The 24,236-nt window shown below is 70.2% G+C and carries 17 protein-coding genes; 13 read left to right on the top strand and 4 right to left on the bottom strand.

All coding sequences use genetic code 11. The annotated features are described in order from the left end of the window. Positions 1-88 precede the first annotated feature (88 nt). Positions 89-1,501 (bottom strand): family 2B encapsulin nanocompartment shell protein, encoded by a 1,413-nt coding sequence (locus AC0699_RS27610; protein WP_478665303.1) that lies wholly within the window; start codon positions 1,499-1,501, stop codon positions 89-91. Positions 1,502-2,109: 608 nt separating this feature from the next. On the opposite strand from AC0699_RS27610, the gene AC0699_RS27605 reads away from it, so the two are divergent. The 7 genes from AC0699_RS27605 to AC0699_RS27575 all read left to right on the top strand — a co-directional run bounded on the left by AC0699_RS27605 (position 2,110) and on the right by AC0699_RS27575 (position 9,721). Next, complete coding sequence (locus AC0699_RS27605; protein ID WP_478665301.1) at positions 2,110-2,295, top strand: hypothetical protein; 186 nt, start codon at positions 2,110-2,112, stop codon at positions 2,293-2,295. Positions 2,296-2,530: 235 nt separating this feature from the next. Further along, a complete protein-coding gene (locus AC0699_RS27600) occupies positions 2,531-3,826 on the top strand; it encodes a hypothetical protein (protein WP_478665299.1) in 1,296 nt (431 codons plus the stop codon). Continuing rightward, the gene (locus tag AC0699_RS27595) at positions 3,813-4,403 is read left to right on the top strand and encodes a hypothetical protein (protein ID WP_478665298.1); all 591 of its coding nucleotides are present in this window, start codon (positions 3,813-3,815) and stop codon (positions 4,401-4,403) included. Before AC0699_RS27600 ends, AC0699_RS27595 begins: the two co-directional genes overlap by 14 nt. Continuing rightward, the gene (locus AC0699_RS27590) at positions 4,396-5,052 is read left to right on the top strand and encodes a hypothetical protein (protein WP_478665295.1); all 657 of its coding nucleotides are present in this window, start codon (positions 4,396-4,398) and stop codon (positions 5,050-5,052) included. Before AC0699_RS27595 ends, AC0699_RS27590 begins: the two co-directional genes overlap by 8 nt. Before the next feature lie 47 nt (positions 5,053-5,099). Continuing rightward, a complete protein-coding gene (locus AC0699_RS27585; RefSeq protein ID WP_478665293.1) occupies positions 5,100-8,159 on the top strand; it encodes a coiled-coil domain-containing protein in 3,060 nt (1,019 codons plus the stop codon). Between the two features lie 147 nt (positions 8,160-8,306). Beyond that, the gene (locus tag AC0699_RS27580; RefSeq protein WP_478665290.1) at positions 8,307-9,497 is read left to right on the top strand and encodes a cytochrome P450; all 1,191 of its coding nucleotides are present in this window, start codon (positions 8,307-8,309) and stop codon (positions 9,495-9,497) included. A 14-nt stretch (positions 9,498-9,511) separates the two neighbouring features. After that, a complete protein-coding gene (locus tag AC0699_RS27575) occupies positions 9,512-9,721 on the top strand; it encodes a ferredoxin (RefSeq protein ID WP_478665286.1) in 210 nt (69 codons plus the stop codon). A 129-nt stretch (positions 9,722-9,850) separates the two neighbouring features. Here AC0699_RS27575 and AC0699_RS27570 read toward each other — a convergent pair whose 3' ends face one another. Further along, a complete protein-coding gene (locus tag AC0699_RS27570) occupies positions 9,851-10,303 on the bottom strand; it encodes a YbhB/YbcL family Raf kinase inhibitor-like protein (RefSeq protein ID WP_478665283.1) in 453 nt (150 codons plus the stop codon). 325 nt (positions 10,304-10,628) lie between these two features. Here AC0699_RS27570 and AC0699_RS27565 point away from each other — a divergent pair, with 325 nt between their 5' ends. From AC0699_RS27565 to AC0699_RS27550, 4 genes are all read left to right on the top strand, one after another. Further along, a complete protein-coding gene (locus tag AC0699_RS27565; protein ID WP_478665395.1) occupies positions 10,629-11,420 on the top strand; it encodes a class II aldolase/adducin family protein in 792 nt (263 codons plus the stop codon). Positions 11,421-11,429: 9 nt separating this feature from the next. Continuing rightward, positions 11,430-12,203: a TetR/AcrR family transcriptional regulator gene (locus AC0699_RS27560; RefSeq protein ID WP_478665280.1), complete on the top strand. Its 774-nt coding sequence runs from the start codon at positions 11,430-11,432 to the stop codon at positions 12,201-12,203. Further along, entirely contained in the window at positions 12,200-13,075 is an 876-nt protein-coding gene (locus tag AC0699_RS27555; protein ID WP_478665278.1) for an alpha/beta fold hydrolase, read from the top strand. Before AC0699_RS27560 ends, AC0699_RS27555 begins: the two co-directional genes overlap by 4 nt. Positions 13,076-13,195: 120 nt before the next feature. After that, on the top strand, positions 13,196-14,128 hold the full coding sequence (locus tag AC0699_RS27550; RefSeq protein WP_478665276.1) for a lytic polysaccharide monooxygenase auxiliary activity family 9 protein: 933 nt from the start codon (positions 13,196-13,198) through the stop codon (positions 14,126-14,128). Between the two features lie 306 nt (positions 14,129-14,434). On the opposite strand, the gene AC0699_RS27545 is transcribed toward AC0699_RS27550, so the two are convergent. Then, positions 14,435-16,576, bottom strand: a complete 2,142-nt coding sequence (locus tag AC0699_RS27545; RefSeq protein WP_478665273.1) for a DUF1996 domain-containing protein — start codon at positions 16,574-16,576, stop codon at positions 14,435-14,437. 351 nt (positions 16,577-16,927) lie between these two features. Then, on the bottom strand, positions 16,928-18,862 hold the full coding sequence (locus AC0699_RS27540) for a SpoIIE family protein phosphatase (protein ID WP_478665271.1): 1,935 nt from the start codon (positions 18,860-18,862) through the stop codon (positions 16,928-16,930). A 291-nt stretch (positions 18,863-19,153) separates the two neighbouring features. Here AC0699_RS27540 and AC0699_RS27535 point away from each other — a divergent pair, with 291 nt between their 5' ends. Then, on the top strand, positions 19,154-23,440 hold the full coding sequence (locus tag AC0699_RS27535) for a HAMP domain-containing protein (RefSeq protein WP_478665268.1): 4,287 nt from the start codon (positions 19,154-19,156) through the stop codon (positions 23,438-23,440). Next, the gene (locus AC0699_RS27530; RefSeq protein ID WP_478665265.1) at positions 23,388-24,047 is read left to right on the top strand and encodes a response regulator; all 660 of its coding nucleotides are present in this window, start codon (positions 23,388-23,390) and stop codon (positions 24,045-24,047) included. The genes AC0699_RS27535 and AC0699_RS27530 overlap by 53 nt, the downstream gene beginning before the upstream one ends. The last annotated feature ends 189 nt before the right edge of the window (positions 24,048-24,236 follow it).

The following is a 24,236-nucleotide window of genomic DNA, read 5'->3' as shown; positions in this document are numbered from 1 at the left end:
GTACGCCCAGTACGAGGGCGATCCTCCGCCTTGCGATGCACCGCATCTGACTCCGCGGCCTGTTCCTCGAAGATCGCCCGGACAGGGCCTAGTCGCGCCGGCGGGCGATCTGCACGTCCTCCAGCACGCCGAGCGCGTTGGGCACCAGGATGGCGGCGGAGTAGTAGGTGGAGACCAGGTACGAGATGATCGCCTGCTCGCTGATGCCCATGAAGCGCACCGACAGGCCCGGCTCGTACTCCTCCGGCAGGCCGGTCTGACGCAGGCCGATGACGCCTTGGTTGTCCTCGCCGGTTCGCATGGCGAGGATCGAGCTGGTGCTCTCCTTGCTGATGGGGATCTTGTTGCAGGGCAGGATCGGGACTCCGCGCCAGGCCGGCACCTGCTGCCCGCCGACGTCGACGTGGTCCGGATAGAGCCCGCGGGCGTTGAACTCACGCCCGATCGCCGCGATCGTCCTGGGGTGGGCGAGGAAGAGCTTGGTGCCGCGGCGGCGGCAGAGCAGCTCGTCGAGGTCGTCCGGGGTGGGCGGGCCTGAGTGGGTCTGGATCCGCTGCTTGAAGTCGGCGTTGTGGAGCAGGCCGAACTCCCGGTTGTTGATCAGCTCGTGCTCCTGGCGCTCGCGCAGCGCCTCGATGGTGAGCCTGAGCTGCTCCTCGGTCTGGTTCATCGGCCCGTTGTAGAGGTCGGCCACCCTCGTGTGGACCCGCAGAACGGTCTGTGCGACGGAGAGTTCGTACTCGCGCGGGTTGAGTTCGTAGTCGACGAAGGCACCCGGCAGCCCGACTTCGCCGGTATGGCCGGCCGACATCGCGATCTCGGCCTCTCCGTGACGGTTCTGCCGCTGCAGGGGAAGCGAGCTGAACTGCTGAACGTGGGCCTGGAGGGCCGGCGCGGCGGACAGCACGGCGGCGAAGTCGGCGCGGGACAGGGTGAGCAGGGTCCCGGCGGTCTCGGCAGTTGCAGTGCAGTCCCACCTCGCGTCGGGGTCCAGAAGGGCGTTCTCACCGAACCGGCCGCCGTCGGCGATCACGGTGACCGTGACCTCGTCGCCGTACTTGCCGACGGAGGTCTGGTTGATCCGGCCGTGGGCGATCAGGTGGATCTGCTCGGCGGGGGTACCGCGCTCGACCAACACCTCGCCGGCATGAAAGTCCCGCTGGACGCACCGGCCGGCGAGCGCGGCCAGCACCTCCACGTCTTCGAAGCCGCGCAGCAGGGCCAGTTCGCCGAGCTCTCGGGGGATCACCCGGACGTCGGCGCCGTCCTGGACGAACTCGATGCGCCCGTCGCCCACGGTGTAGCTCAGCCGGCGGTTCACCCGGTAGGTGCCGCCCCTCGTCTCCACCCAGGGGAGCATCCGCAGCAGCCAGCGAGAGGTGATCTCCTGCATCTGCGGGGCGGACTTGGTCGTGGTGGCGAGGTTGCGGGCGGCCGCGGTGCTCAGGCTGGACTGCCGGGGCGGCTCCACCTGCGGCTCCGGGCCGGTCTCAACGGTCATCGGGCGGGCTCTCCTTCGCAAGGGAGGTGATCGGCGTACGCGCGCCAACCGATGAAAGAGGAAGTAGAGGGTTGATATCGGGGAGTTCATCCCGATCCCTGAAAACAGTAACGGCCACTACGCCCAACTCGTCCCATAAGGCCGTTGGTCATACTCGATGCAGTGATCTTGCTCCGTGCGGGGTTTGTCCGGACGACCGACGGCATTCGGGCCACCTGGCCGAGAGCACGTGCCCGGTACGCTGCGTGGTCACCCGTCCTCTCTTCCGCACCCACAGCCTTACCTGACGCCCCATCAGGCAATGACCGGGTTCCGGGAGGCGAACGCGCTTGCTGCAGGACGGAGAGCCAGGGCCGAGCGCCGCGCGGGTGTGCGGCCTGTGTCAGTGCGCGCCCGACGCATCCCTCGCTCACAGGGAAGTACGACCCCCGACCAGCCCCCTGCGTGCATCGAGTGCCGGATCAGATACGTTGCGTAACAACCCCCTCCGGAAAGGGAAGGCGCCCTGATGATCCGGATCCGCACCGCACTGACCACCTTCGCGACGGCCACGCTGCTCGCCGTGCCCACGAGCCGCGCCGTAGCTGCCGAGAATGCCGAGAGAGCGGATGGCTGCGCCGCCCTCGCAGGCCGGCGCCGGCTGGGCGGAGATCGCCAACAAATGCGCTCACGAGATCCACGCCACCGTCGAGGTGGATGGCTTCGACCCGGAATGCACCCGGATCCCCGGCTACGGCGTCGGCGTCATCTCCCTCGAGCCCGGTGACGTGCCGTATTACGCCTACGAATGCTGAAGAGACGTTCCCCGTGCGGCGCCCTCGATGCAGGGCGGGGCACCACGGTTCCCGACGGTGGTCACAGCACAGCGCACGGGACTGTCCCCACTTGTCGCCCCTTCTGCCGGGGGCCCCTGCGGCGAGAGGCCGAATGGACTTTCACATGCATATCCGATCAGAGCTGGCAAGCCGGACGGGGTGCGGGGATGATGACACGGACGGTCCTGTGTGAAGGGACACCGACGTGAGGCCCGTGCCCGAAGACACCCCCGATCACGCAAGGCGGCAGCTGAGCGACGCACAGCAGTCCGAGAACCTGCGTACGTTTCTGGGTGCTGCCGCACGCCACAGTGGCGGCACGGTCACCGACCGTGTACATCTGCGGATCACCCGGGACATCGCGGAAGGATTCGCTGCTCACAGCACTCAGGGCGGGGCAACGAAGACCCAGGTGTGGGAGTGGATCACGCAACATGCGTCTCCCGCCTATTCAGTGGAGGCGTTCGAGTCCCGGTGGGAGGTCTTCGAGAGCGAGCGGCTCATTCGTCCCCACCGGTCCAAGAGGCACCAGCTGCGGCACTCCTTTCATCCGCTCGGCACGGTCTTCCTGATGATCTGCGACCGGCTGGAAAGCCGCGGCGGCATCGACGAGCTGATCGTCCTGCTGGATCGTACGCAGGAACTCCTTGACCGCGAGCACCCCGACCGTCAAGCGGTCGCCCACAACATGGTGTTCTGCCGGTGGGTGTTCCAGACATTCGCCGTGCAGCTGGAAGCTCTGGTTCTCGACGGCACGCTGAAGGAGCTGATGGAGGACCAGTGGCAGTACCACCATCAGGACCTGGACCAGCGGGTGCTGCGACTGAATCAGGCGGTGAACCACCACTTCCCGAAGGACGTCGATCTCGCCCACACAGCTGTCGCCATGGTCGAGGCCGAGCAGCAGTACGCACATTGGGCCGCACAGGCTCTGCTGCGCGTGCTGGACCGCGCCGGGACGACTCTGGACTTCGATGTCCTGTCGGCCGAGGAGTACCTGGAGGCCGCCCGGAACGCTCCGCCGGAGCAGCTCGCGGAAGCCGGTCTCGGGCTGGTCGTGGATGCCCCGCAGGTGTGGCTCGATGCCGGGGCTGTCGTGGACGCCTTGGAGGCGTTCATGCCTCGTCGTCGGGTGCGCTACCGACCCCCGGTGCCCAAGGGGTCTCCCGACCGGGATCCGTTCGGCGCGGTGGCCGAGCGAGCGGTACGTGCACGGGTACGGCGCGAGCGGGCCGCCGACCGCATGCTCCTGGAACGGATCCAGGCCGAGATGACGGAGGAGTTGCGTCGCTCCCGGTGGCCGCGGGCCGTCCGGCTCCTGGCCGACCTGATCATGCTGGACGCCGATCCCCACGCCCCGTACCGGGTGGAGATCGACACCGAGCTGGTCATCGACCGCGAGGCGTGGGTGACCCACGTCCACCCGGTCACGGTGCACCGCACAGGAACCCCGGCGGGCGCTCGGTCGCCCACCAAGGTGGCAGGCGAGCAGGGTGATGAAGAATCCTGACCCGGCTCTGATCCTCGCCGCCGCCCGGGCAGGCGGCGCGGTTGCCCCTGACCGTCTTCCGGCGAACCTTGTGGCGCAGGCCGACGAGGTGGCTCATGTCGCGGGGCGCCGTCTGGTGGAGTGCAAGTGCCCGTGGCCGGCCCCCGCCGGTGCCGTCGGCCACCCGGGCGCGCTGGGCCGTGCGCTCGTGCTGGGCTGGTCCGAGGCTCCCGTTCCCGAGGAGCTGGGCAGCTACCCCGTCGCGCGGCTCACCCCGACCCAGACGATCACCTTTGCCCTGTGCCTGGCCCAGGCGTGGCCGGACCAGCGCGTGCCCCCGTACCCTGGCCGTCCTTTCGAACAGGCCGACATCCTGGACATGGCAGGTGACATCGGTCTGGATGTGAAGTTCGCCAAGGCCGCCCTCGACGGCGAACTGCAATGGCTGTTGCTGGTCGTACGCGACGAACGCCGGCTGCGGCTGGGCCCGGCGGCGGCCGCGCTGCCGGAAACCTTCGCCGAGACCATGCGGCGCTTCCACGACCGGCTCCCGGGCCCGGACGGCGTCGCGCCGATGTGGGAGGACGAGGATGAGTGAGACACCGCTCTCCGACCACGACGAGGCACAGGTCCGGGCCGCTGTCGCAGCGGTGGAAACCGCCGACGGGCTCGTCCCCGGCGAGGCGTTTCCCGCATTGCAGAGCGATGCGCTGCGGACGGTCGTCGCCCGTCGACTGGCCGCACTCGGCCGGACGCTGCTGAGCCGCGAGCACCATGGGGTGGCGGGCTTCACCAGCGGTTACGACGACGGCGTGGCCGAGCGCCTGGCCGCCGAGGGCATCGGTGTCCTGCCCGCGGTGGACCGGGCGGTGCTGGTGTCGGTGCTGCTGCGTACCGTGGCGGCCCCCAGAGCCCGCGGTGTGCACGGCTCGGCGACCTGGCTCACGGACGGGCCCGGTACGAGCGTCGAGGAGCTGTACGCCAACCCGTACTTCACCTATGAGCAACTCCGTCCGGCGGTGCGCCGCCTCAAGGCCCGACGCTTGCTGCGGGAGGGCTTCCACCGCACCCTGCTGCCCGGCCCCGCGCTGCTGCGCCTCACCGACGCTCAGTCCACCCGGCTGTGGGAGGACCTGGTACTGGTCACCCGGCCCGACTCGATGTACGCGCAGGCCATCCGCCGGCGCCGCCGGCAGCAGCCGCAGCCCGGCGGCCGGCCCGGCTCCTTGCGCGAGACAGCACCATGATCACCGTCACTCCACCGCAAGAAGCGCGGCCCCCGCTCGATGCCCCGATGAGCCTCGGGATCATCGGTGACCGGCAGCTGCTGTGCGTCCAGACCTTCGACATCGCCCGGCACCCCTCCACTGCGGTCGGGCTCATCCCCGGCTGCTTCGTCGCCGTGTCCGGAAAGGGCCCCCGGGATGCGAACGAGTCCGGGAAGACCAGCTGGCTGGCATCCGTCGCCCTGCTCCTCGGCGACCCGGAATGGCGGATGCACAGCAGCGGTCCGGCGACCGTGGCGGACCTGCTCTTCGAACCACAGACCGCCGGGGTGGCCGCCCAGGGCTACGCCCCGGCGACCACCGGCTACATCGCGGGGCTCTTCGCCGCACCCGACGACGTCGCCGGCACCGCCCACACCGTATGGATGAAACTGTCCGCCACTTCGACCTACGTCGAGGTCCGGCATGCCCCCGGCGTTCACCTGGCCACCGCCCAGGACGACGACGAACGCCACCATCAGGCCGCCGAGATCTACCGCGGACTGCCGTCGGCGTCCTCGTTGGGAGCCACCCAGTACGCGACCGCCCTGTACGGGCCGGTCCCCCGCTGCCTCGCGTTCCTGACGTCCCGGGGGAAACGGCGCGGCGGGCCCTCTTTGCTCAAGCTCGACGCCGGATTGTTCACCCCTGCCGGGATCGGCACCGCACTGATCGAACTCACCGGCCGCGCCGCCCTCCTGGACACCGACGCCTCCCTGCGCCATGACCTGAGCCAGGCGGAGCATGAGCTGCAGACCAGCCAGGCGGAGGACAGCAGCAGTCAGGCAATCGAGGAACGAGCCCTGCGCGCCGTCACCCAGCGCGGCACCGCGCGCGAGGAGCTCGCCCGCGCGCAGGAGCTGTGGGCCCTTCACCACGCCCGCGGCCTGCTCGACGCCCTCGAGCGCGCCGAGCAGTTGCAGAGCGCGCTGGACGATCAAGCCGAGGCGCTCGCACGAGCCCGGAACGAGCGTGAGTCGGCCGAAGCCGTCCAGCACACGCTGGAGGACCCCACGCTCCTGGAACACCGGCGCGACGCAGCAGAACTCGCCAGGCAGACCGCCGAGCGGCTGCTGGATCAGGCCCACGACGACGAGTGCGGTGCACGCCACCGGCTCGCCTCGCACAACCGGGCTCTCGAAGAAGCCGAGGACAGCGCAGCCGGGGCCCGGGGGCATGTCGACGACGCTCGCCACGAGGCGCAGAATGCCCATCAGGTCACCGTCGCCTGCGAGGTCCGCCTGGCCGAGGCCGACGCGCGGCTTCAGCGCGCCCACGACGACCTCTCCCGAGCCGAAGAAGGGCGCTACGGCGCCGCCGGACGGACGATCAGCACATTGAGCACGGCGGGGATCAGCGCCAAGGGGCTGCTCGACGGGCTCGGCCTGTCCCGAGAGGAGCGCTCCGCATGGGAGCCGCGCCTGGCGCTGTACGGCGACGCCGTGTGCATCAGGGCATCCGACGTCCCCGCCGCCCGCGTGGCCCTGACCGACCTGCCCGCCGCCGTCCTGATCGCCGTCCCGCATACGGACGAACACACCGGCGACCCCGTGCGGGGCTTCCTCGACGCCCTGGCCGAGCGCATGCGTCTGGAACACAGCCCGGACACTGCGGTCGACGACCCCCTGGGCCTGTATGTGCTGGGCGGGTTCACGGAACCGTTCACCGGCCGGGCCGCCCTCGTCGACCGTCTTGGCACCGAGGTGGCACGAGCCGAGCAGGACCTCGCCGCGGCGCACCGGCTACGGGACCGGGCCGGGGAAGCCGAAGCACAGAGCGAGGAACTGGTCCGCCGCCTGGAGGCCGCCGCTCTTGCCGCTCACTTGCGGTCCCAGCGCCCCGTGCTCGAACGTGAACTCGCCGGTCTCCAGCGCAAGACCGCTGCACGCAAGCAGGCACGGGACGCCGCCGAGAACACCCTGCAGCAAGCGGTCGTGGCCCGTGCCACCCGCGCTCTCCAGCACGCTCAAGCCCAGAGTGTGATCGACAAGGCCCGGTCGGCCGAACGGCAGGCCGCCGGACAACAAGCAGCCCTCAAGAAGCAGATCACCGCTCTGGACCTCACCTACTGGCAAGAGCACGGCGGCGGCCGCGAAGCCGCCCTGCGCACCCTGCGCCGGACCACGACCTCACCCGTGGCCGCCGGCCCTCGGACCCCGCAGCCCGAACGCCGCAGCGAGAGCACCCTGCGTCAGCGAGCCGGCCGCCACCTCGACCACGCTCTTGAAGCGGTCGGTATGGACACCGACACCGGCGCCGGCGCTCCGACCACCGCGCTCCAGGACGCCCTCCGGCACCGCAACAACCTCACCGACGACAGTGGCAGCCGCCCGTTCGCCGATGCCACCGCGTTCGAGGCGCCCGCCCGCGCTCTCCGGGACTGGCTCGACCGTTTCGCCGACGCCGACACCTCGGCCGCCGATCGCATCACAGCCGAGCGCGCCCAGCGGGCCGGTCGTATCGCCTTCGGCGAGCAGAAAGTCGCCGATCTCCGCGAAAGCCTGCACATCATGCAGGGCAGCATCGCCCTGCGGCTCGAACAGGCCCTGGACGACATCGAAGACGCCCTGACCACTCTGAACCGCGACGCCGGTCTGTACGGTGCCGAACTCCGCCATGCGCTCACGCCGCCGCCCGCCCTGCAGGACGTGTGGCGCTGCGACGTCACACCGTACTGGCGGCGTAGCCCCCACGGCCCCCTGCTGCCCTACGACAACATCACCAACTCGGCGCAGGAGAAGCTGTTCTCGATCCACCTCGTACTGGCCGCGCTCCTCGCTTCACCCCAGCCACGCGGCCGCGTGCTCATCCTCGACGAACTGGGCGATTCCCTCGGCACGCACCATCGTCAAGAGGTCCTCGGAGCCCTCGCCAAGAGCACGAAGGAACACGGCATCACCGTCCTGGGCACCTGCCAGGAATCACTTCTGGACGACGCCGCCGATTACTGCGGCGAACTCCTCTACTTCACCTACCCCAGCCACACCGAGGCTCTCAACGCGCCCACCCGTATGTTCGGCTACGACGCCAACGGCGAGCGCGTCGAACTCACTATGGACGCCTTGCTGGCCGGGCGCGCCTGGTGGTGAGCCATGCGACCGGAGGGCGGAAGCTCCGAATGGACGAGCCTGTTCCAGTGGATTGGCCGAACTGCGTGTAGACCGGATAGGTGCCTGAGGCATGTAGTGGTGACGGTACCCACGTCAGAGCCACCCCTACGCACCTTGCGAGGCCCCATGACGAAAACCGTGGCGTTCCCCCAAGACCGCACCTGCCCTTACCACCCGCCCACCGACTACCCCCGGCTCCACGAGGAGCGCCCCTTGTCGCGGGTGACCCTTTGGGACGGGCGGCAGGTGTGGTTCGTCACCGGGCACGCGATCGCCCGGACACTCCTCGCGGATCAGCGTCTTTCCACCGACAGCACCCGGGACGACTTCCCACTGCCGACCGAACGGTCCGCGACCCTGCGCAGGCGCCGCCGCGCGGCGCTCCTCGGCTGGGACGACCCCGAGCACAACGCCCAGCGCCGGCTGCTGATCCCGAGCTTCAGCCTCAAGCGCGCCGAGCGACTACGGCCCCGCATCCAGGAAACCGTGGACCAGCTGCTGGACGCGATGGAAGCCCAGGGTTCGCCGGCCGAGCTGGTGAGCGCGTTCGCACTGCCGGTGCCGTCGATCGTCATCTGCGAGCTGCTGGGCGTGCCGTACGCGGACCACGAATTCTTCGAGAAGCAGTCGCGGCGGCTGCTGCGCGGACCGACGGGAGCGGACACCGAGGACGCACTGGCCCAACTGGAGGGCTACCTGGGCGACCTGATCGACCGCAAGCACCGGAAGCCCGGGGAGGGCGTGCTCGACGACCTGGCGGCGCGGAGGTTCCAGGACGGCGCCCCCGACCGGGAGGAGCTGGTGCAGCTCGCCACGATCCTGCTGGTCGCGGGGCACGAGACCACGGCGAACATGATCTCCCTGGGCACCTACACGCTGCTGCGCCACCCCGAGCGACTGGCCGAGTTGAGGGCGGACTCCGGGCTCGTGCCCACCGCCGTCGAGGAGCTGCTCCGGTTCCTGTCGATCGCGGACGGTCTGCTGCGGGTCGCGCGCGAGGACATCGACGTCGCCGGAACCGTCATCCGCGCGGGCGAAGGCGTGGTGTTCTCGACCTCCGTCATCAACAGGGACGTCACCGCCTACAGCGACCCCGACACCCTCGACTGGGCCCGCCCGGCACGCCACCACGTGGCGTTCGGCTTCGGCATCCACCAGTGCCTCGGGCAGAACCTCGCCCGCGCGGAGCTGGAGATCGCGCTCGGCACGCTGCTGCGCCGGCTGCCGGGGGTGCGGCTCGCCGCTCCTGCCGAGGAGATCCCGTTCAAGCCGGGCGACACGATCCAGGGGTTGCTCGAACTCCCCGTCACATGGTGAAAGGAGTGATGCGCATGCATGTCTCCATCGACAAAGACGTCTGCATCGGCGCCGGGCAATGCGCCCTGACGTCACCGGACGTCTTCACCCAGGACGACGACGGCTTCGGAACGGTCCTACCGGGCCGCGAGGACGTCGGTGGAACGCTGATCCGCGAAGCCGCCCGCGCCTGCCCCGTACAGGCGATCACGATCCACGACGTCGCCGGTGGGTCCGGGACATGACACCGTCCGTCCGAAGGGCGTGACGCAAGTCGGCTCCGCACCCGATCCGGCCGGTTCGTCCGTCTGTACGGCGGCACCCACGGCTTGCGCGGTGAGATCGCCCGGCGAGAACGGCCGGCGGTGACGCGCTCAGCGCTGATACGTTCCGACCAGGGTGCCGGAAGCCAGCTCCCTTCCCTTCAGAGCACGGTGCACGTCCTCGGCACCCGGGTGGTCGTGCAGCGGCAGCGGCTCGGACAGCGCGTACAGGCGGAAGAAGTAGCGGTGCGGCCCGTGCCCTGGTGGAGGCATCGGGCCTCCCCAGCCGACGCTCCCGAAGCCGTTGGGCCACGGCAGGCCCCCCTTGGGCTTGTGGCCCTCAGCCGCCCCGGTGGTCCCCGGATCGATACCGGTCACGAGCCAGTGGACGAAGGACGTCCCGGGCGCGTCCGGGTCCTCGCACAGGAGTACCAGCTCCGTGGCCTCGTGGGGCACCCCCGACCAGGTCAGGGGCGGCGAGACGTTCTCTCCCTCCCCGCTGTACCGACGGGGGATCACCGTATGGTCGTCGAACGCGCTGCTGCTGAGTTCAATTCCGCTCATGCGCGCCGCCATACCCGCAACGGCGGCACCGGCACCGGTCCACACCGCGAAACCCCCGTTCGGCCGAGCCCACCCGGCCCCCGGCAGGGTGAGCAGGCGGCAAGCGCCTCCGGTCCCCGCCCTCCCCTCATGGCGTTCCCGGGAAGCGGGAACGCCTCCGAGCGGCCGCGGGTCTTGCTTTATGCGTCCAACGGACCCATTATGTGCGTCCAACGGACGCATAGCGGAAGCGAGGCGGGGCGTGGACCAGGCGACGAGTACGCGAGAGCACCACAGGACGGGCCCGGTGGCAGGGGCCGTTCCGGGGGACGGCGACGCGGACGGGCTGCGCGGCAGTGCGTTCCTCCCGCGACAGGAGAACCTCGAACTGCCCCTGCCGCCCGTGTTCACCGACCCCGCACGGGAGCGCGAGCATCGCAAGCAGCGGCTCGCCGGCGCCTGCCGTATCTTCGGCCGCCTCGGCTTCTCCGAAGGGGTCGCGGGACACATCACCGTGCGGGACCCGGAGCACCCGGACATGTTCTGGGTCAACCCGTTCGGCATGTCCTTCCGGCACATCCGGGTCTCCGACCTGATCCTCGTGGACCACGAGGGACAGGTCCGCCACGGCCGGCGCCCGGTCAACCGGGCCGGATTCGTGATCCATTCCGCCATCCACGCCGCACGCCCCGACGTGGTCGCCGCCTGTCACGCCCACGCCGTCCACGGGAAGGCCTTCTCCAGCCTGGGACGACTGCTGGACCCGATCACCCAGGACGCGTGCGCCCTGTACGAGCAGCACACCGTCCACCGGGACGGCGCCGGTGCAGTGGTGGTCGAGGAGGAGGCCGGCCGGCAGCTCGCCGCGGGGCTGGGGCCGCACAAGGCCGTCATCCACCAGAACCACGGCATCTTCACCGTCGGCGAATCGGTCGACGAGGCGGCCTGGTGGTTCATCTCCATGGAGCGCAGTGCCCAGGCGCAGCTGCTGGCGGAGGCTGCGGGCACTCCGCACCTGATCGACCCCGAGGCCGCCCGGCACACCCGGGACCAGACCGGATTCCCGCTCGCGGGCTGGTTCTCCTTCCAGCCCCTCTGGGACGAGATCGTCCGCACAGAACCCGACCTCTTCGAGTAGGCGCCGTCCATGACACTCCGACCCGAAGCCGGACCCGCTTCCGCCCGCCCTCAGCGGGCCGACCCCTGCCCGGGCCCCGCCGAGCCCGGATCCCCCGCCTGGTGGCAGGCCCGGTACGCCGAACGCGACCGGCGCAGGCCCCGCCAGGGTGGGCTGACGCTCGACCGGATCACCGCGGGCGCGCTCGAACTGGCGGACCGTGAGGGCCTGGAGGCACTCACGATGCGCCGGCTCGGCGACCACCTGCAGGTCCGCCACACCTCCCTCTACCGGCACATCGCGAGCCGGGAGGAACTGCTGATCGAGACCGTCGACCACATGCTGGGCGAGATCCGGCTGCCCTCTCTCGACGAGGACTGGCGGGCCGGCCTGGAGCGGGGGGCCCGGGAGTTCCGCCGGGTCCTCTCGGCACACCCGGCGGTCGTCCCCCTGCTGACCACCGGTCAGTTGCTGGGCCCCAACGCCCTGCGGGCCCGTGAGCACGCCCTCGGAGAGCTCCTCGCCCACGGGTGGGAGCCGCGGTGGGCCGTCCACGTCTACCTCACGGTCACCCACTTCGTGATCGGTGCCGCAGTGCTCGACTCCGGCGGCGCGGCCCGCACCGCCGGACAGCGTGCCGCGATGGCCGAACTGTTCGCCTCCCTGTCCCCTCGCACCCACCCGGTGGTCCGCCGACACGCCGAACTGCTCAACTCGCTCGACTCCGACGCCGAGTTCGAGTTCGGCCTGCGAACGCTGCTGCACGGGCTGGGGCACCTGCACGCCGAGGAGGCCCCTGCATGACCGGCGGACGCGTCCTGCCGCCGCTGCGCCGATGGGCCGAGGGAGGCAGCGCCCTGCGGATCGGCGGTCACTCGGTCTTCGTACGCCAGGACGGGCCCGCGCACGGCGCGCCCGTCACCCTCGTCCACGGATTCCCGACCTCCTCCCACGACTGGGCCGCCGTCGTCCCGGCGCTCGCCGCAGCCGGACTCCGGGTCACCACGCTGGACCTGCTCGGCTTCGGGGAGAGCGACAAGCCCCGACGCCACCGCTACTCGGTGCTCGACCAGGCCTCGCTGGTCGAGGAGGTCTGGCGCCGGTACGGGATCGGCAGCACCGCTCTGGTCGCGCACGACTACGGGGTGAGTGTCGGCCAGGAGCTGCTGACCCGCGACCCGTCCCGGATCACGCGCATGGCCTGGCTCAACGGCGGCCTCTATCCGGATCTTCACCGCCCCGTGCCGGTCCAGCGCCTGCTGCACGGCCCGTTGGGTCCGCTGCTGGCGCCTCTCACCACGGAGCGGCGGTTCGCCGCGACCCTGCGCGCCGTGCTGGGACGGCCGATCCACGACGAGGACGTACGCGATCTGTGGGCGGCCGCGTCCCGCGCCAACGGCCACCGCCTCGCCCCGCGACTGCTGCGCTACATCGACGAGCGCCGCCGGCACGCCGCGCGCTGGACCTCGGCCCTGGAGGGCTTCCCCGGGCCCACGCTGTTCGTGTGGGGGCCGGCCGACCCCATCAGCGGGGCCCACGTACTCGCCCGGATCCGGGCGCGCATGACGGAGGCCCACGTCGTGGAGCTCGCCGGGCCGCCGGCCGTCGGGCACTACCCGCAGCTGGAGGATCCTGAGACAGTCGCTGCAGCACTCACCGGGTTCCTGGCGCCCTGAAACGGACCCGCAAGGGATCGTGGTCCTCGGCGGGTTCGGGCTGAGCAGTGCCCTCGCTTTGCGCCGTACTAGTGGGCAAGGCGAGCGCCTGCCGTTCCGGCCCAGGGAGGTCTGTCAGAAATGTCCACTCATCGCAGCACCATGGCCATGGTTTCACTCGTCGGTAGTGCCCCGTTGTTCCTCGTCGGGGTCGCTGCCGGCCCGGCGGAGGCACATGGCGCCCCGACCGATCCGATCAGCCGGGCCGTCGCGTGCAGTCGACAGGGTGGACATGCAGGCTCGGCCGCCTGCACCGCAGCCGCCGAGGCGGGTGGGAGTGCGGCGTTCGAGAAATGGGACAACATCCGTGTGGCAGATGTAGAGGGGCGTGACCGTACGAAGATCCCCGACGGGAAGATGTGCAGCGCCGGCATCGACCAGTACAAGGGCCTGGACGTCGCGCGCGCCGACTGGCCGGCCGGCACGCTCGAAGCGGGCGAGCCGTTCACTCTCACCTACGCGTCGACCATCCCGCACCGGGGCACTTTCAGCGTGTATCTCACCAAGGACGGCTACGATCCGAACACGCCGCTGTCCTGGGACGATCTGGAGAATGAGCCGTTCGTGACGGCCACCGACCCGGTACTCCATGACGGCCGCTATCGCATCAAGGGCACTCTGCCCGAGGGGCGAACCGGTCGCCATCTGATCTATACGATCTGGCGGAACACCGACACGCCCGACACGTACTACTCCTGCTCGGACATCGTCGTCACCGATGCCGGTTCCAGTGCCGGTGACGAGGGACAGGCCGACGGAAACACCGAGGACGGCCGCGGCTCGACGGACGCCGAGGGCGCACCGTCGGCCCCGGGCGTCTCCGCCGGCCGGCCCACGGCGCCGCAGCCGCCGAAGGCACCCGCCTCGTCCCAACCGGAAGCCGCCGCGAAGCCCTCGTCGAGCGCAGCCGGCTCGGGTGGCGTTCCCCTTGCCGTCACTGCTGCGGCAGCGGCGCTGGTCGCCGTGGGCGCCGTTGTCGGCGCCCACCTCCGACGCCGGTGGCGCACCCGCTGAGCGGTGTCCCCCGGGTCGCGATGGCCCCTGCGCGCCCGGTTCGGTGATCCGCAGCCGGACCGAGTGCGCCGCCCGTGCCGCATGACGCCACCCGCATGACGCCCCGACGATCTGCCCAAGTTCCGGAGCTTGGCCGCACAGCGCTGTCACCCAGGAGCAAGCCCGGCGCTGACGGGCCGGCCGTACGGACGCCGGCCCTGGCGCCGGCGTCGGTCTTCGCCGGGGTCCGGGCGCTTCCGCCGCCGTGAACCCTGGCCGGACCAGCGAACTGCGGGTCCGGCCAGGGCCTGAGCACGGCCGGCTTCATCAATGCCGGGCGGGTCCACGTCGGTTGCGCGTGCGCAGGAGCACGATACCCACGATCAGCAGCACGGCCCCGGCCGCGGAGGGCCACAGCTGAGCGCCGGTGGCGGCGAGCCCGCCCCGGCCGCCCTGCGGCTCGCCGACGGCCTGGGCTTGGCCGCCGGTCCCGCTTCCACTACCGGCCTGAGGCTCGCCTCCGGTGCCGGGCGGCGGGGTGTTCCCACCGGTCTCCGGCGTGGCCTCCGTACCGGACGTGCCCTTGCCCGACCCGGTCGGCACCCCGGGCTTTTGCGCATCGCCCTTCGTGTACGGCTTGGCCTGGCCGCCAGTTGTACCCGCACCCGAATCGGTCGAGCCCTCCGGCTTCTGCACCTCACCCGGGGCATCCGGCTCAGCCTGCCCACCGGACGTCCCGGCGACCGGCCCGGCCCCGGGCTTCTCCCCGTTGCCGGCCGACGGGTCCGCAGGCTTCGCGGGCTCAACCGGATCACTGGGCTCAGCGGGCCGGCCGGGGTCCCCGGGCGCTTCGGGCTCCCCGGGCTCCGCCGGATCGCCGGGGTCCGCGGGGTTCCCGGGCTCACCGGGGTCCGCCGGTTCAGCGGGGTCCGCAGGGTCACCCGGGTTCCCGGGTTCGCTGGGCTCAGCGGGTTCCGCAGGGCCGTCGGGCCCGCACTCACGCCCGTCGTTGATGCAGTCCACCAGCTCCCGCATGAGGCGGTCGTCGAAGACGTTGATGAAATCGCCATGGTCGGTGACCGGCTTGTGCAGCTGCTCCGGGAAGGAGTCGACCGCGAAGACGCTCGGGTTGTCCCCACCGAAGGCCGGGGGCGGAACGTCGTAGACGATGCGCTGCACCAGCTGCGGAATGGCCCGGAAACCGTTCTGGCAGCGGCCGTTCTCATCCGCGAAGGCGACATGGGTGCGGTGATTGGCGCTGTCGGTGTTCTGACCGTCCCAGCAGCTCTGGAACTTGAACGTCCGTACGACCTTGCTGCCCTGCGGGCAGACCGGGTACTTGTCCTTCAGCTGACGGTCCTCGAATCCGGTGCAGCTCCAGGACGCGTTGGCGTTCGCGTTGCCGTTGACGAACGCCTTGGCGTCACCTGTGATGATCCGCAGGAATCGCGGCATAGCCGTGACCTTGGAGACCGGACTTCCCACGAAGTTCAGCGTGACCTGGGCCGGCGTCAGGATCCTTCCGACGTTCTTGTCCTTGCCGCCGCCGTCGGCCTGGGCATCGTTCTCGTCCTGTCCGTTCTGCAGTCGCAGGACCGGCCAGTAGTAGGTCGATCTGTCGCCCTGGTCACGGCAGGTGGTGGCTCCGTCGGCGAGATCGTCGTCGCTCGCGAACGCGTCGTTCGCCTGGTTGCCCACGTAGTCGTGCATGTGGTGCGCCCCGTTGCTCACACCGGGGGCGACGATCACGTTGTCCGGGTTGAACTTGCCGTTCTCGTTCCGGCCGCAGTCCGTGGCGAAGGTGCCGCGCGAGGCGTCGGCGAGTTCGCGGGGGCTTCGCACATTCGGCTGGACGGACGCGATGTCGACGAAGTCGGACGCCTCGGGGCCGTTCCCGGCCTGACCGGCGCTGCCCTGGTCGCCGTCACCGTTGCCGTTGCCGTTGTTCTGGCCACCGTCGGCGTCGTTCTGTCCGTCGCCCTGGTCCTGGCCCTGGCCGTTGCCCTCACCGCCGCCGGCGCCGTCCGCGTCATCCACCTGCAGGGTGCACGGGGCCATCGCCTCCAGTCCCTGTGGGCGCTCCCCGGCCACACGGCCGATGGCTGTGGCGATGCGGTCGATGCTCGCGGTGCGCTTGTTCTTCAGCGGTTCGAGGACGGCGTTCTCAGCGAACTGCGGATCGCGCTCGACCTGTTCCTTCTGATCGACGAACCGCTCGTACGCCTCGGTGATCTGGCTGTCCAGCACGGCCAGTTCGCGGTCGACCTCCGGCCTCGCCGCATCCGGCACCTCGGAGAGCCCGTTCGCGACCTCCGGGCACTTGATGGTGGAGGGTCCGGCACCGAGTGTCTGTGTCTGCTCGTTCCCGCCGTCGGACCTGAGCCCCCATCCCTCGCCGGCCGCAGCGTAGGAGTTGACCGCAATCAGTCCACCCCCGCCCAGCATCAGCGCGACCGAGGCAGCGACCATTCTTCTGCCGCTCTTCGAGCGTCTTCGTGAGGTGCGTGTCAAGAGAACTCCTGTGCGTCGTTGCCGTGAAGGCAGTGGGGGCTGCGCCGTGATACATACGGAGGCGGCCCCTGGCGTGTTCAACACACACGGCAATTCATAGAAACCTCCAGTCATGGGCGGCTGAGGAGGCGTCAGAAGGCAGCCCTGAGCGGTCGACGACAGGGAGCCGGATCGAGCACGACGCATGTGCCGAACACGTCGTCGGAGTCCCCATACCAGCCGGGCGAGGAGGTCAAGGCCTTCATCATCCAGCGGTCCGCGGGCTGCCGGGCCCGGTCGACCGGGCCCGTACCGAGCCGCGTGAGCGCGTCACGCCGTGGGCCCGGCTGCGTACGGGCCGGCTTGCGCACCGCGGTTGGGGCGGGCTGCGTCCGGCTCCGCGCCCCGCCCGCCCCCCGGCGCAGGCACCGGTGTCGCTTCGATCACCATCACAGCGAGGTCGTCGTCGATCGGACTGGTGTCGAAGTCGTGCGCGGCCTGCCGCACCCGCTCCGCCACGGCCTTCGCACCCATTCCGACGCACCCGCGCAACACCTCGGCCAACCCGTCGGCATCGTCCAACTGGCGGTTTCCCCGTCGGCGTTCGGTCACGCCGTCGGTCACGCACAGCAGCGTCTCGCCCGGGGCGAGGTGGAAGGAGTTGGCGCGGAACTCCGCGCTCTCGGAGACCCCCAGCAACAACTGCGGGTCCGCGGCCGGCGCCACGTCGCCGTCGGCCGACAGCAGCAGTGGCAGCGGGTGCCCGGCACTGGCGATCGTGCAGCGCGCGCCGCCCTCCACCGGGTCGGGTTCCAGCTCCCCGTAGAGCAGGCTCAGGAAGCGTGGCCCCGCCTGCTCGCCGCCGAGTGCGACGGCTTCCACGCTCTCCTCCGTCAGTGCGATGTTCAACCTGCCGAGAAGTGATTCGACGCCGTGCCCCTCGCGGGCCAGCAGGCGCACCAGGTGCCGGGCGAGGCCGGTGACGGACATCGCCTCCACACCGTGGCCCATGACATCGCCGAGCAGGAAGCACCAGCGGCGGTCTGCGAGGTCTCCCATCGGGAAGAGGTCGTAGAAGTCGCCGCCGACCGTCTGGCCCTCGCCTCGCGGCTCGTAGACGATCGCCGTGTCGATGCCCGGGATCTCGGCGAGGGATCCGGGCAGCTGCCGGCGCTGGAGCGCCCGGCTGATGGTGGCCTGCTTGGTGTAGTGGCGGGCCGTGGCGACGGCGTGGGCCACGCGCCGGGCCACGTCTTCCGCGAGCCGTACGAGGCCGTCGGTCATCTGCGACACTCCCTTGCGCCCCAGCAACACCGCGCCGTGGCAGCAACCGCTCGCGACGAGGGGAAAGAGCAGCGCAGCGCCGCCCGCGCCGGCGGCGTCCGCGTTCTGCGGCCAGGGCCAGGGAATGCCGGTCGTGGGGAGCCGGGCGGGCGGCGGGTCGTTCTCGAGCGCCTTGCGCAGTGCGCCGATGCACCGCTCGTCCGTGTGCCAGACGCGGGAGAGCCGCATGGTGCCGGACTCGGTGGTCAGCCACACCCCGCACCAGTCGGCGAGCCTGGGCACCAGGAGCTGTCCCGCGATCGCGGCGACCATGTCCTCGTCCAGCTGCCCGGCGAGGAGTTCTCCGGCCTCGGCGAGGAACGTGGGCCCGCCGCGGTCGACCCATTCGGCGGTGCGGCCCGGACGGGGGCGGGGCCGGGAGGGAGGGAGTATGCCGGGGGCCCGCGGCTCGCGCTGGAGCGCGTCCTCGGCGGTGTCGTCGAAGGTGCTGCCGGTGGAGGCGTTGACGGGGCCGTCGGGCTCCGGCGTGCTGCGAGCGGTCTCCAGCCGGAACCACACGGACTTCTCGGTGCGCCGGTAGATCACCCCCCACGATTCGGCCAGTGCGCGCACGAGCTGGAAGCCACGGCCGCGGCCCTCGCGCCATGCGTCCCTCCCGCCGCGTACCGCGCGGGAGGGATTGTGGTCCACCACCTCGACGACGACGCCCGAGGGCGCGGGTCCATCCGCTGCGGAGGGGGCGAGGGGGCGGGGTCCGGACTCGAGACTGCACGCGACCTCGACGTCCGTGCCGGCGTACATGATCGCGTTGGTGACCAGTTCGCTGACGAGAAGCACGGCGTCGTCGACGAGCCGGTCGGTGATCACCGGCGGCCGGGGCGCGGAGGGCCCGGAGGGCGCCTGCGAGCCCCATTCGGCGAGTGCGGCGCGCACGAACTTTCGCGCAGCAGAAGCCGCCATCTCGTTCGCGGGGAGCCTCATCCGCGAAACGGACTCTCGTGGGTAAAGGGAGGACGGCCCCACGTGCGGCCCCTGGATCACTTCGACATTCAGAGCACCCAATGTAACCTAATAAAGCGATCAAGATGCCCATATGTACGGATTTCTGCGAATGGGGTGCTCATGGCACTCGACCCGGCCGCACCCGATTCCGTCTTCCCCGCCACCTCGTCCGGGGAATTCGAAAAATCACCTGACCGCACAGGCCAACCGACCTCCGCCCCCGATGGGCAGTGGGTGCGCCCGGCCGAATTGCGCCCATTGCTCGCAGCGATGAACTCTCTGTGTGACGGCGATTTCACCGTACGTGTGGAGGGATCGCACGAGGGCCCGCTCGCCGAGATGGCGGGAGTCTTCAACCAGATCGTCGCGCGGAACGCGCATCTGGCCTCGGAACTTCAGCGGGTGCGCCGCGAAGTGGTCCGGCAGGGCCGGCTGGACGAGCGGATCGCGGCGAGCCCCGGACAGGGCGCCTGGACCACCAGCGTGGACGCCACCAATTCCCTGCTCGAAGCGCTGGTCGTACCGGTCGGGAACGCGACGCGCGTGCTGGACGCGGTCGCGGACGGCGATCTGACCCAGCGGGTCGAGCTGCACCACGAGACCCGCCAGCTCCGCGGCGACCTGCGACGTCTGGGGCGCGGCGTGAACCGGATGGTGGACCAGCTGTCGCTGTTCACCGGCGAGGTGACCCGGGTCGCCCGTGAGGTCGGCACCGAGGGCCGACTGGGCGGGCGCGCCAAGGTGCAGGGCCTGTCGGGCGACTGGCGTGACGTGACGGAGGCCGTCAACACGATGGCCTCGCGGCTGACGGCGCAGGTCCGCGACATCGCGGTCGTGACCACCGCGGTGGCGCGCGGCGATCTGACCCAGCAGGTGACGGTCGAGGCGACCGGCGAGCTGCTGGAGCTGAAGCTCACCGTGAACACGATGGTCGACCAGCTGCGGGCGTTCGCCGACGAGGTGACCCGGGTGTCCCGCGAGGTCGGCACCGAGGGGCAGCTGGGCGGCCGGGCCCAGGTACCGGGCGTCTCCGGGGTGTGGAAGGACCTGACCGACAACGTCAACTTCATGGCCTCGAACCTGACCTCCCAGGTACGCAACATCGCCCAGGTGACCACGGCCGTCGCCAACGGCGATCTGAGCCAGAAGATCACGGTCGACGCACGCGGCGAGATCCTGCAGCTCAAGAGCACCGTGAACACGATGGTCGACCAGCTGTCCGCGTTCGCCGACGAAGTCACCCGCGTCGCCCGCGACGTCGGCACCGAAGGCCGGCTCGGCGGCCGCGCCCAGGTCCGCGGCGTCTCCGGCGTCTGGAAGGACCTCACCGACAACGTCAACTTCATGGCCGACAACCTCACCTCCCAGGTACGCAACATCGCCCAGGTCGCCACCGCCGTCGCCCAGGGCAACCTCAGCAAGACGATCACCGTGGAGGCTAAGGGCGAGATCCTGGAGCTGAAGTCGACGATCAACACGATGGTCGACCAGTTGTCCGCGTTCGCCGACGAAGTCACCCGCGTCGCCCGCGAGGTCGGCACCGAGGGGAACCTGGGCGGCCAGGCGCAGGTCCGCGGCGTCTCGGGCGTCTGGAAGGAGCTGACCGACAACGTCAACTTCATGGCGTTGAACCTGACTTCCCAAGTACGCAACATCGCGCAGGTGACCACGGCCGTCGCCGACGGTGACCTGTCGAAGAAGATCACGGTCGACGCACGCGGCGAGATCCTGGAACTGAAGGACACCATCAACACGATGGTCGACCAGCTGCGGGCGTTCGCCGACGAAGTCACCCGCGTCGCCCGCGAGGTCGGCACCGAAGGCCGGCTCGGCGGCCGCGCCCAGGTCCGCGGCGTCTCCGGCGTCTGGAAAGACCTCACCGACAACGTCAACTTCATGGCCGACAACCTCACCTCCCAGGTACGCAACATCGCCCAGGTCGCCACCGCCGTCGCCCAGGGCGACCTGTCGAAGAAGATCGACGTCGACGCACGCGGCGAGATCCTGGAACTGAAGACGACCATCAACACGATGGTGGACACACTGTCCTCGTTCGCCTCCGAGGTCACCCGCGTCGCCCGCGAGGTCGGCAGCGAAGGGCAGCTGGGCGGCCAGGCCCGCGTCGAGGGCGTCTACGGGACGTGGAAGCGGCTCACCACGAACGTCAACGAGCTGGCCCTGAACCTGACCACCCAGGTGCGCGCCATCGCCGAGGTGGCCAGCGCGGTCACCCAGGGCGACATGTCCCGCTCCATCGCGGTCGAGGCGCAGGGCGAGGTCGCCGAGCTGAAGAACAACGTCAACCTCATGGTGGCCAACCTCCGCGAGACCACCCGTGCCAAGGACTGGCTCGAGTCCAACCTCACCCGTATGGCCGCTCTGATGCAGGGCCACCGCGACCTGGTGGAGGTCGCCGACCTGATCCTGCGCGAGCTGACGCCGCTGGTGAACGCGCAGTTCGGCGCGTTCTTCCTGTCCGAGGCCGGTGCACTGCCCGGCGCGGGCCTGGAATTCATCGCCGGGTACGGCACCGACCAGGCCGGCGGCCGCGGACCGCTCCCCGGAACCGGCACCCCGGGCCGCGGCCTCATCGCCCAGGCCGCCCAGGAGAAGCAGCGCATCATCATCACGGACGCCCCGCCGGACTACATCACCATCAACTCCGGGCTCGGCTCGGCGCTCCCGCACAGCGTCGTGATCCTGCCGATCCTCTTCGAGGACAAGGTACTCGGAGTGATCGAGCTGGCCTCGCTCAGCAGGTTCAGCGACGTACACCTGGCCTTCATCGACCAGTTCGCCAACACCATCGGTGTGTCGATCAACACCATCATCGCCAACTCCCGTACGGAGTCGCTGCTGTCGGAGTCGCAGCGGCTCACCGCCGAGCTGCGGATGCGCTCCGACGAGCTGCAGCGCTCCAATGCCGAGCTGGAGGAGAAGGCGGCGCTGCTCGCGACCGCCTCGCAGTACAAGTCGGAGTTCCTGGCGAACATGTCGCACGAGCTGCGCACTCCGCTCAACTCGCTGCTGATCCTGGCGCGGCTCCTCGCCGACAACCCCGACAGTCATCTGTCCGAGCAGGAAGTGCAGTTCGCCGCCACCATCCACCGCGCGGGATCCGACCTGCTCCAGCTGATCAGCGACATCCTCGACCTGTCCAAGATCGAGGCGGGCCGGATGGACGTGCACCCGAAGCAGCTGCCGCTGAACAAGCTGCTCGACTACGTGCACGCCACGTTCCACCCGCTGACCGTGGACCGCGGGCTGAGCTTCGAGATCGCGGTGGCCGACGACGTGCCACGGGAGCTGTTCTCCGACGAACAGCGGCTCCAGCAGATCCTGCGCAATCTGCTGTCCAACGCGGTGAAGTTCACCACCTCCGGTGGCGTGGAGCTCCGTGTCGACCGGGTGTCGGGGGAACGCTTCGAGGAGGAGACGCTGAAGAGGGCGGAGGACGTCGTCGCCTTCTCGGTCAAGGACACCGGAATCGGCATTCCGCCCGAGAAGCTTCCGGTGGTCTTCGAAGCGTTCCAGCAGTCCGACGGCACCACCAGCCGCAAGTACGGCGGTACGGGTCTCGGCCTGTCCATCAGCCGGGAGATCGCCGGGATGCTCGGCGGCCGGATCGTCGCCGAGAGCGAGCTGGGGGTCGGCTCCCGGTTCACCCTCTACATTCCGGCACGCTACCCCGGCGCCGCGGCCACGCCGGAAGCGGCGGCACTGCGGGTCACGGGCCCCCCTGCCACTCCCCCCGAGCTCGAATCTGCCCCGGCTGCCGCGGCTGCCCCGGCTCCTCCTCCGCCCACGCTCCCCATGCGGCCCACGCTCCCCATGCAGCCGGAGCCGGAGCGGGCCGCCGCCGACTATGGGCCGGACACCGTGATCGGCAGTCCGGACAGTCTGGTCGGCTGGGGCACCGTGGCGCCCGCGGAGGTCCGGGAGGACGCCTGGCCGGATACGACACGGCTCAAGGAGTGGCTGAGCGGACGCCCCGGCCGGGTGCTGGCCGGACGCCTCATCCTCATCGTCGACGACGACATCCGTAACGTCTTCGCGCTCACACATGTGCTGGGCCGCGTCGGTATCACGGTGAAGTACGCGGAGAACGGCCGCGAGGGCCTCGAGGTTCTGCAGCGGTTCCCCGATGTGTCGCTGGTCCTGATGGACATCATGATGCCCGAGATGGATGGCTACGAGACGATGCGAGCCATCCGCGGCACCCCCCGCCTCGCCCATCTGCCGATCATCGCGCTGACCGCCAAGGCCATGCCGGGAGACCGCGCCAAGGCGATCGACAGCGGCGCCTCCGACTACGTACCCAAGCCCGTGGACATCGACCACCTGCTGTCGGTCATCTGCGACCTGCTCGACCCGCAGGGCGCGCCCTCGGCGCCGAAGCCGGATCCGGCGCGCGAACCTGAGCAGGTGCAGGTGCAGCATCCCCGTCCGGAAACCGCCGAGGCACGGACCACGATCGCCGAAGCCGAAGGTCGTGGCGATGACCATGACGATGACGAGAATCGCCGAGGCAGAGGCCATGACCACCACCGCCCCTGACAAGTGCAGCATCCTCCTCGTCGACGACATGGAGGAGAACCTCATCGCGCTGGAGGCCGTACTCGGCCCCCTCCACCAGCAGTTGGTACGCGCCTCCTCCGGGGAGGAGGCGCTGAAGGCGATGCTGCGCCAGGACTTCGCCGTCGTACTGCTCGACGTCCTGATGCCCGGCATGGACGGCTTCGAGACCGCCGCCAACATCAAGCGCCTCGACCAGACCAAGGACGTGCCCATCATCCTGCTGACCGGGACCGACGCCGACACGGACTACGCCTACCGGGGGTACGCGATCGGCGCCGCCGACTTCCTCACCAAGCCGTTCGACCCCTGGGTGCTGCGCACCAAAGTGAGCGTCTTCCTGGACCTGGACCGCAAGAACCGCCAGCTGGCGATGCAGGCAGAGCAGTTGCGGCGGCTTCTGGTGACCGACCGGACGCCCGTGGAGGCGGCGGGACCGGACGACCGGCTGGCGGAGATCGCCGAAGAGCTCGCCCAGATCGAGCTGCAACTGCGCAACGCGCAGGGCCCCGAGGCGGCCGGGCTCGCGAAGCGCACGGCCAAGCTGCGACGTGCGGTGAACAGCCTGCGGGTGCGGCACGTGGCCTGAACCATGTAGCGAATGTGCTGGTCACAGCCACTCGTTGATGGCCACGACGAGGACGGCCGCTTCGTGGCGGACGGCGAGTTTCCCGTAGCGAGTGGCAACCGCCCGGTGTCTCTTGCGGCGATTGATGACGCACTCGGCCGCATGGTGGCGCTCATGCCCCGCCGTACGACGGGCCCCTGACATCGGGCG

It is taken from the genome of Streptomyces sp. NPDC043870 (genome assembly GCF_056435785.1).
Note: the sequence above shows the minus strand (reverse complement) of the source record. Positions and strands in the feature narration are given on the sequence as shown.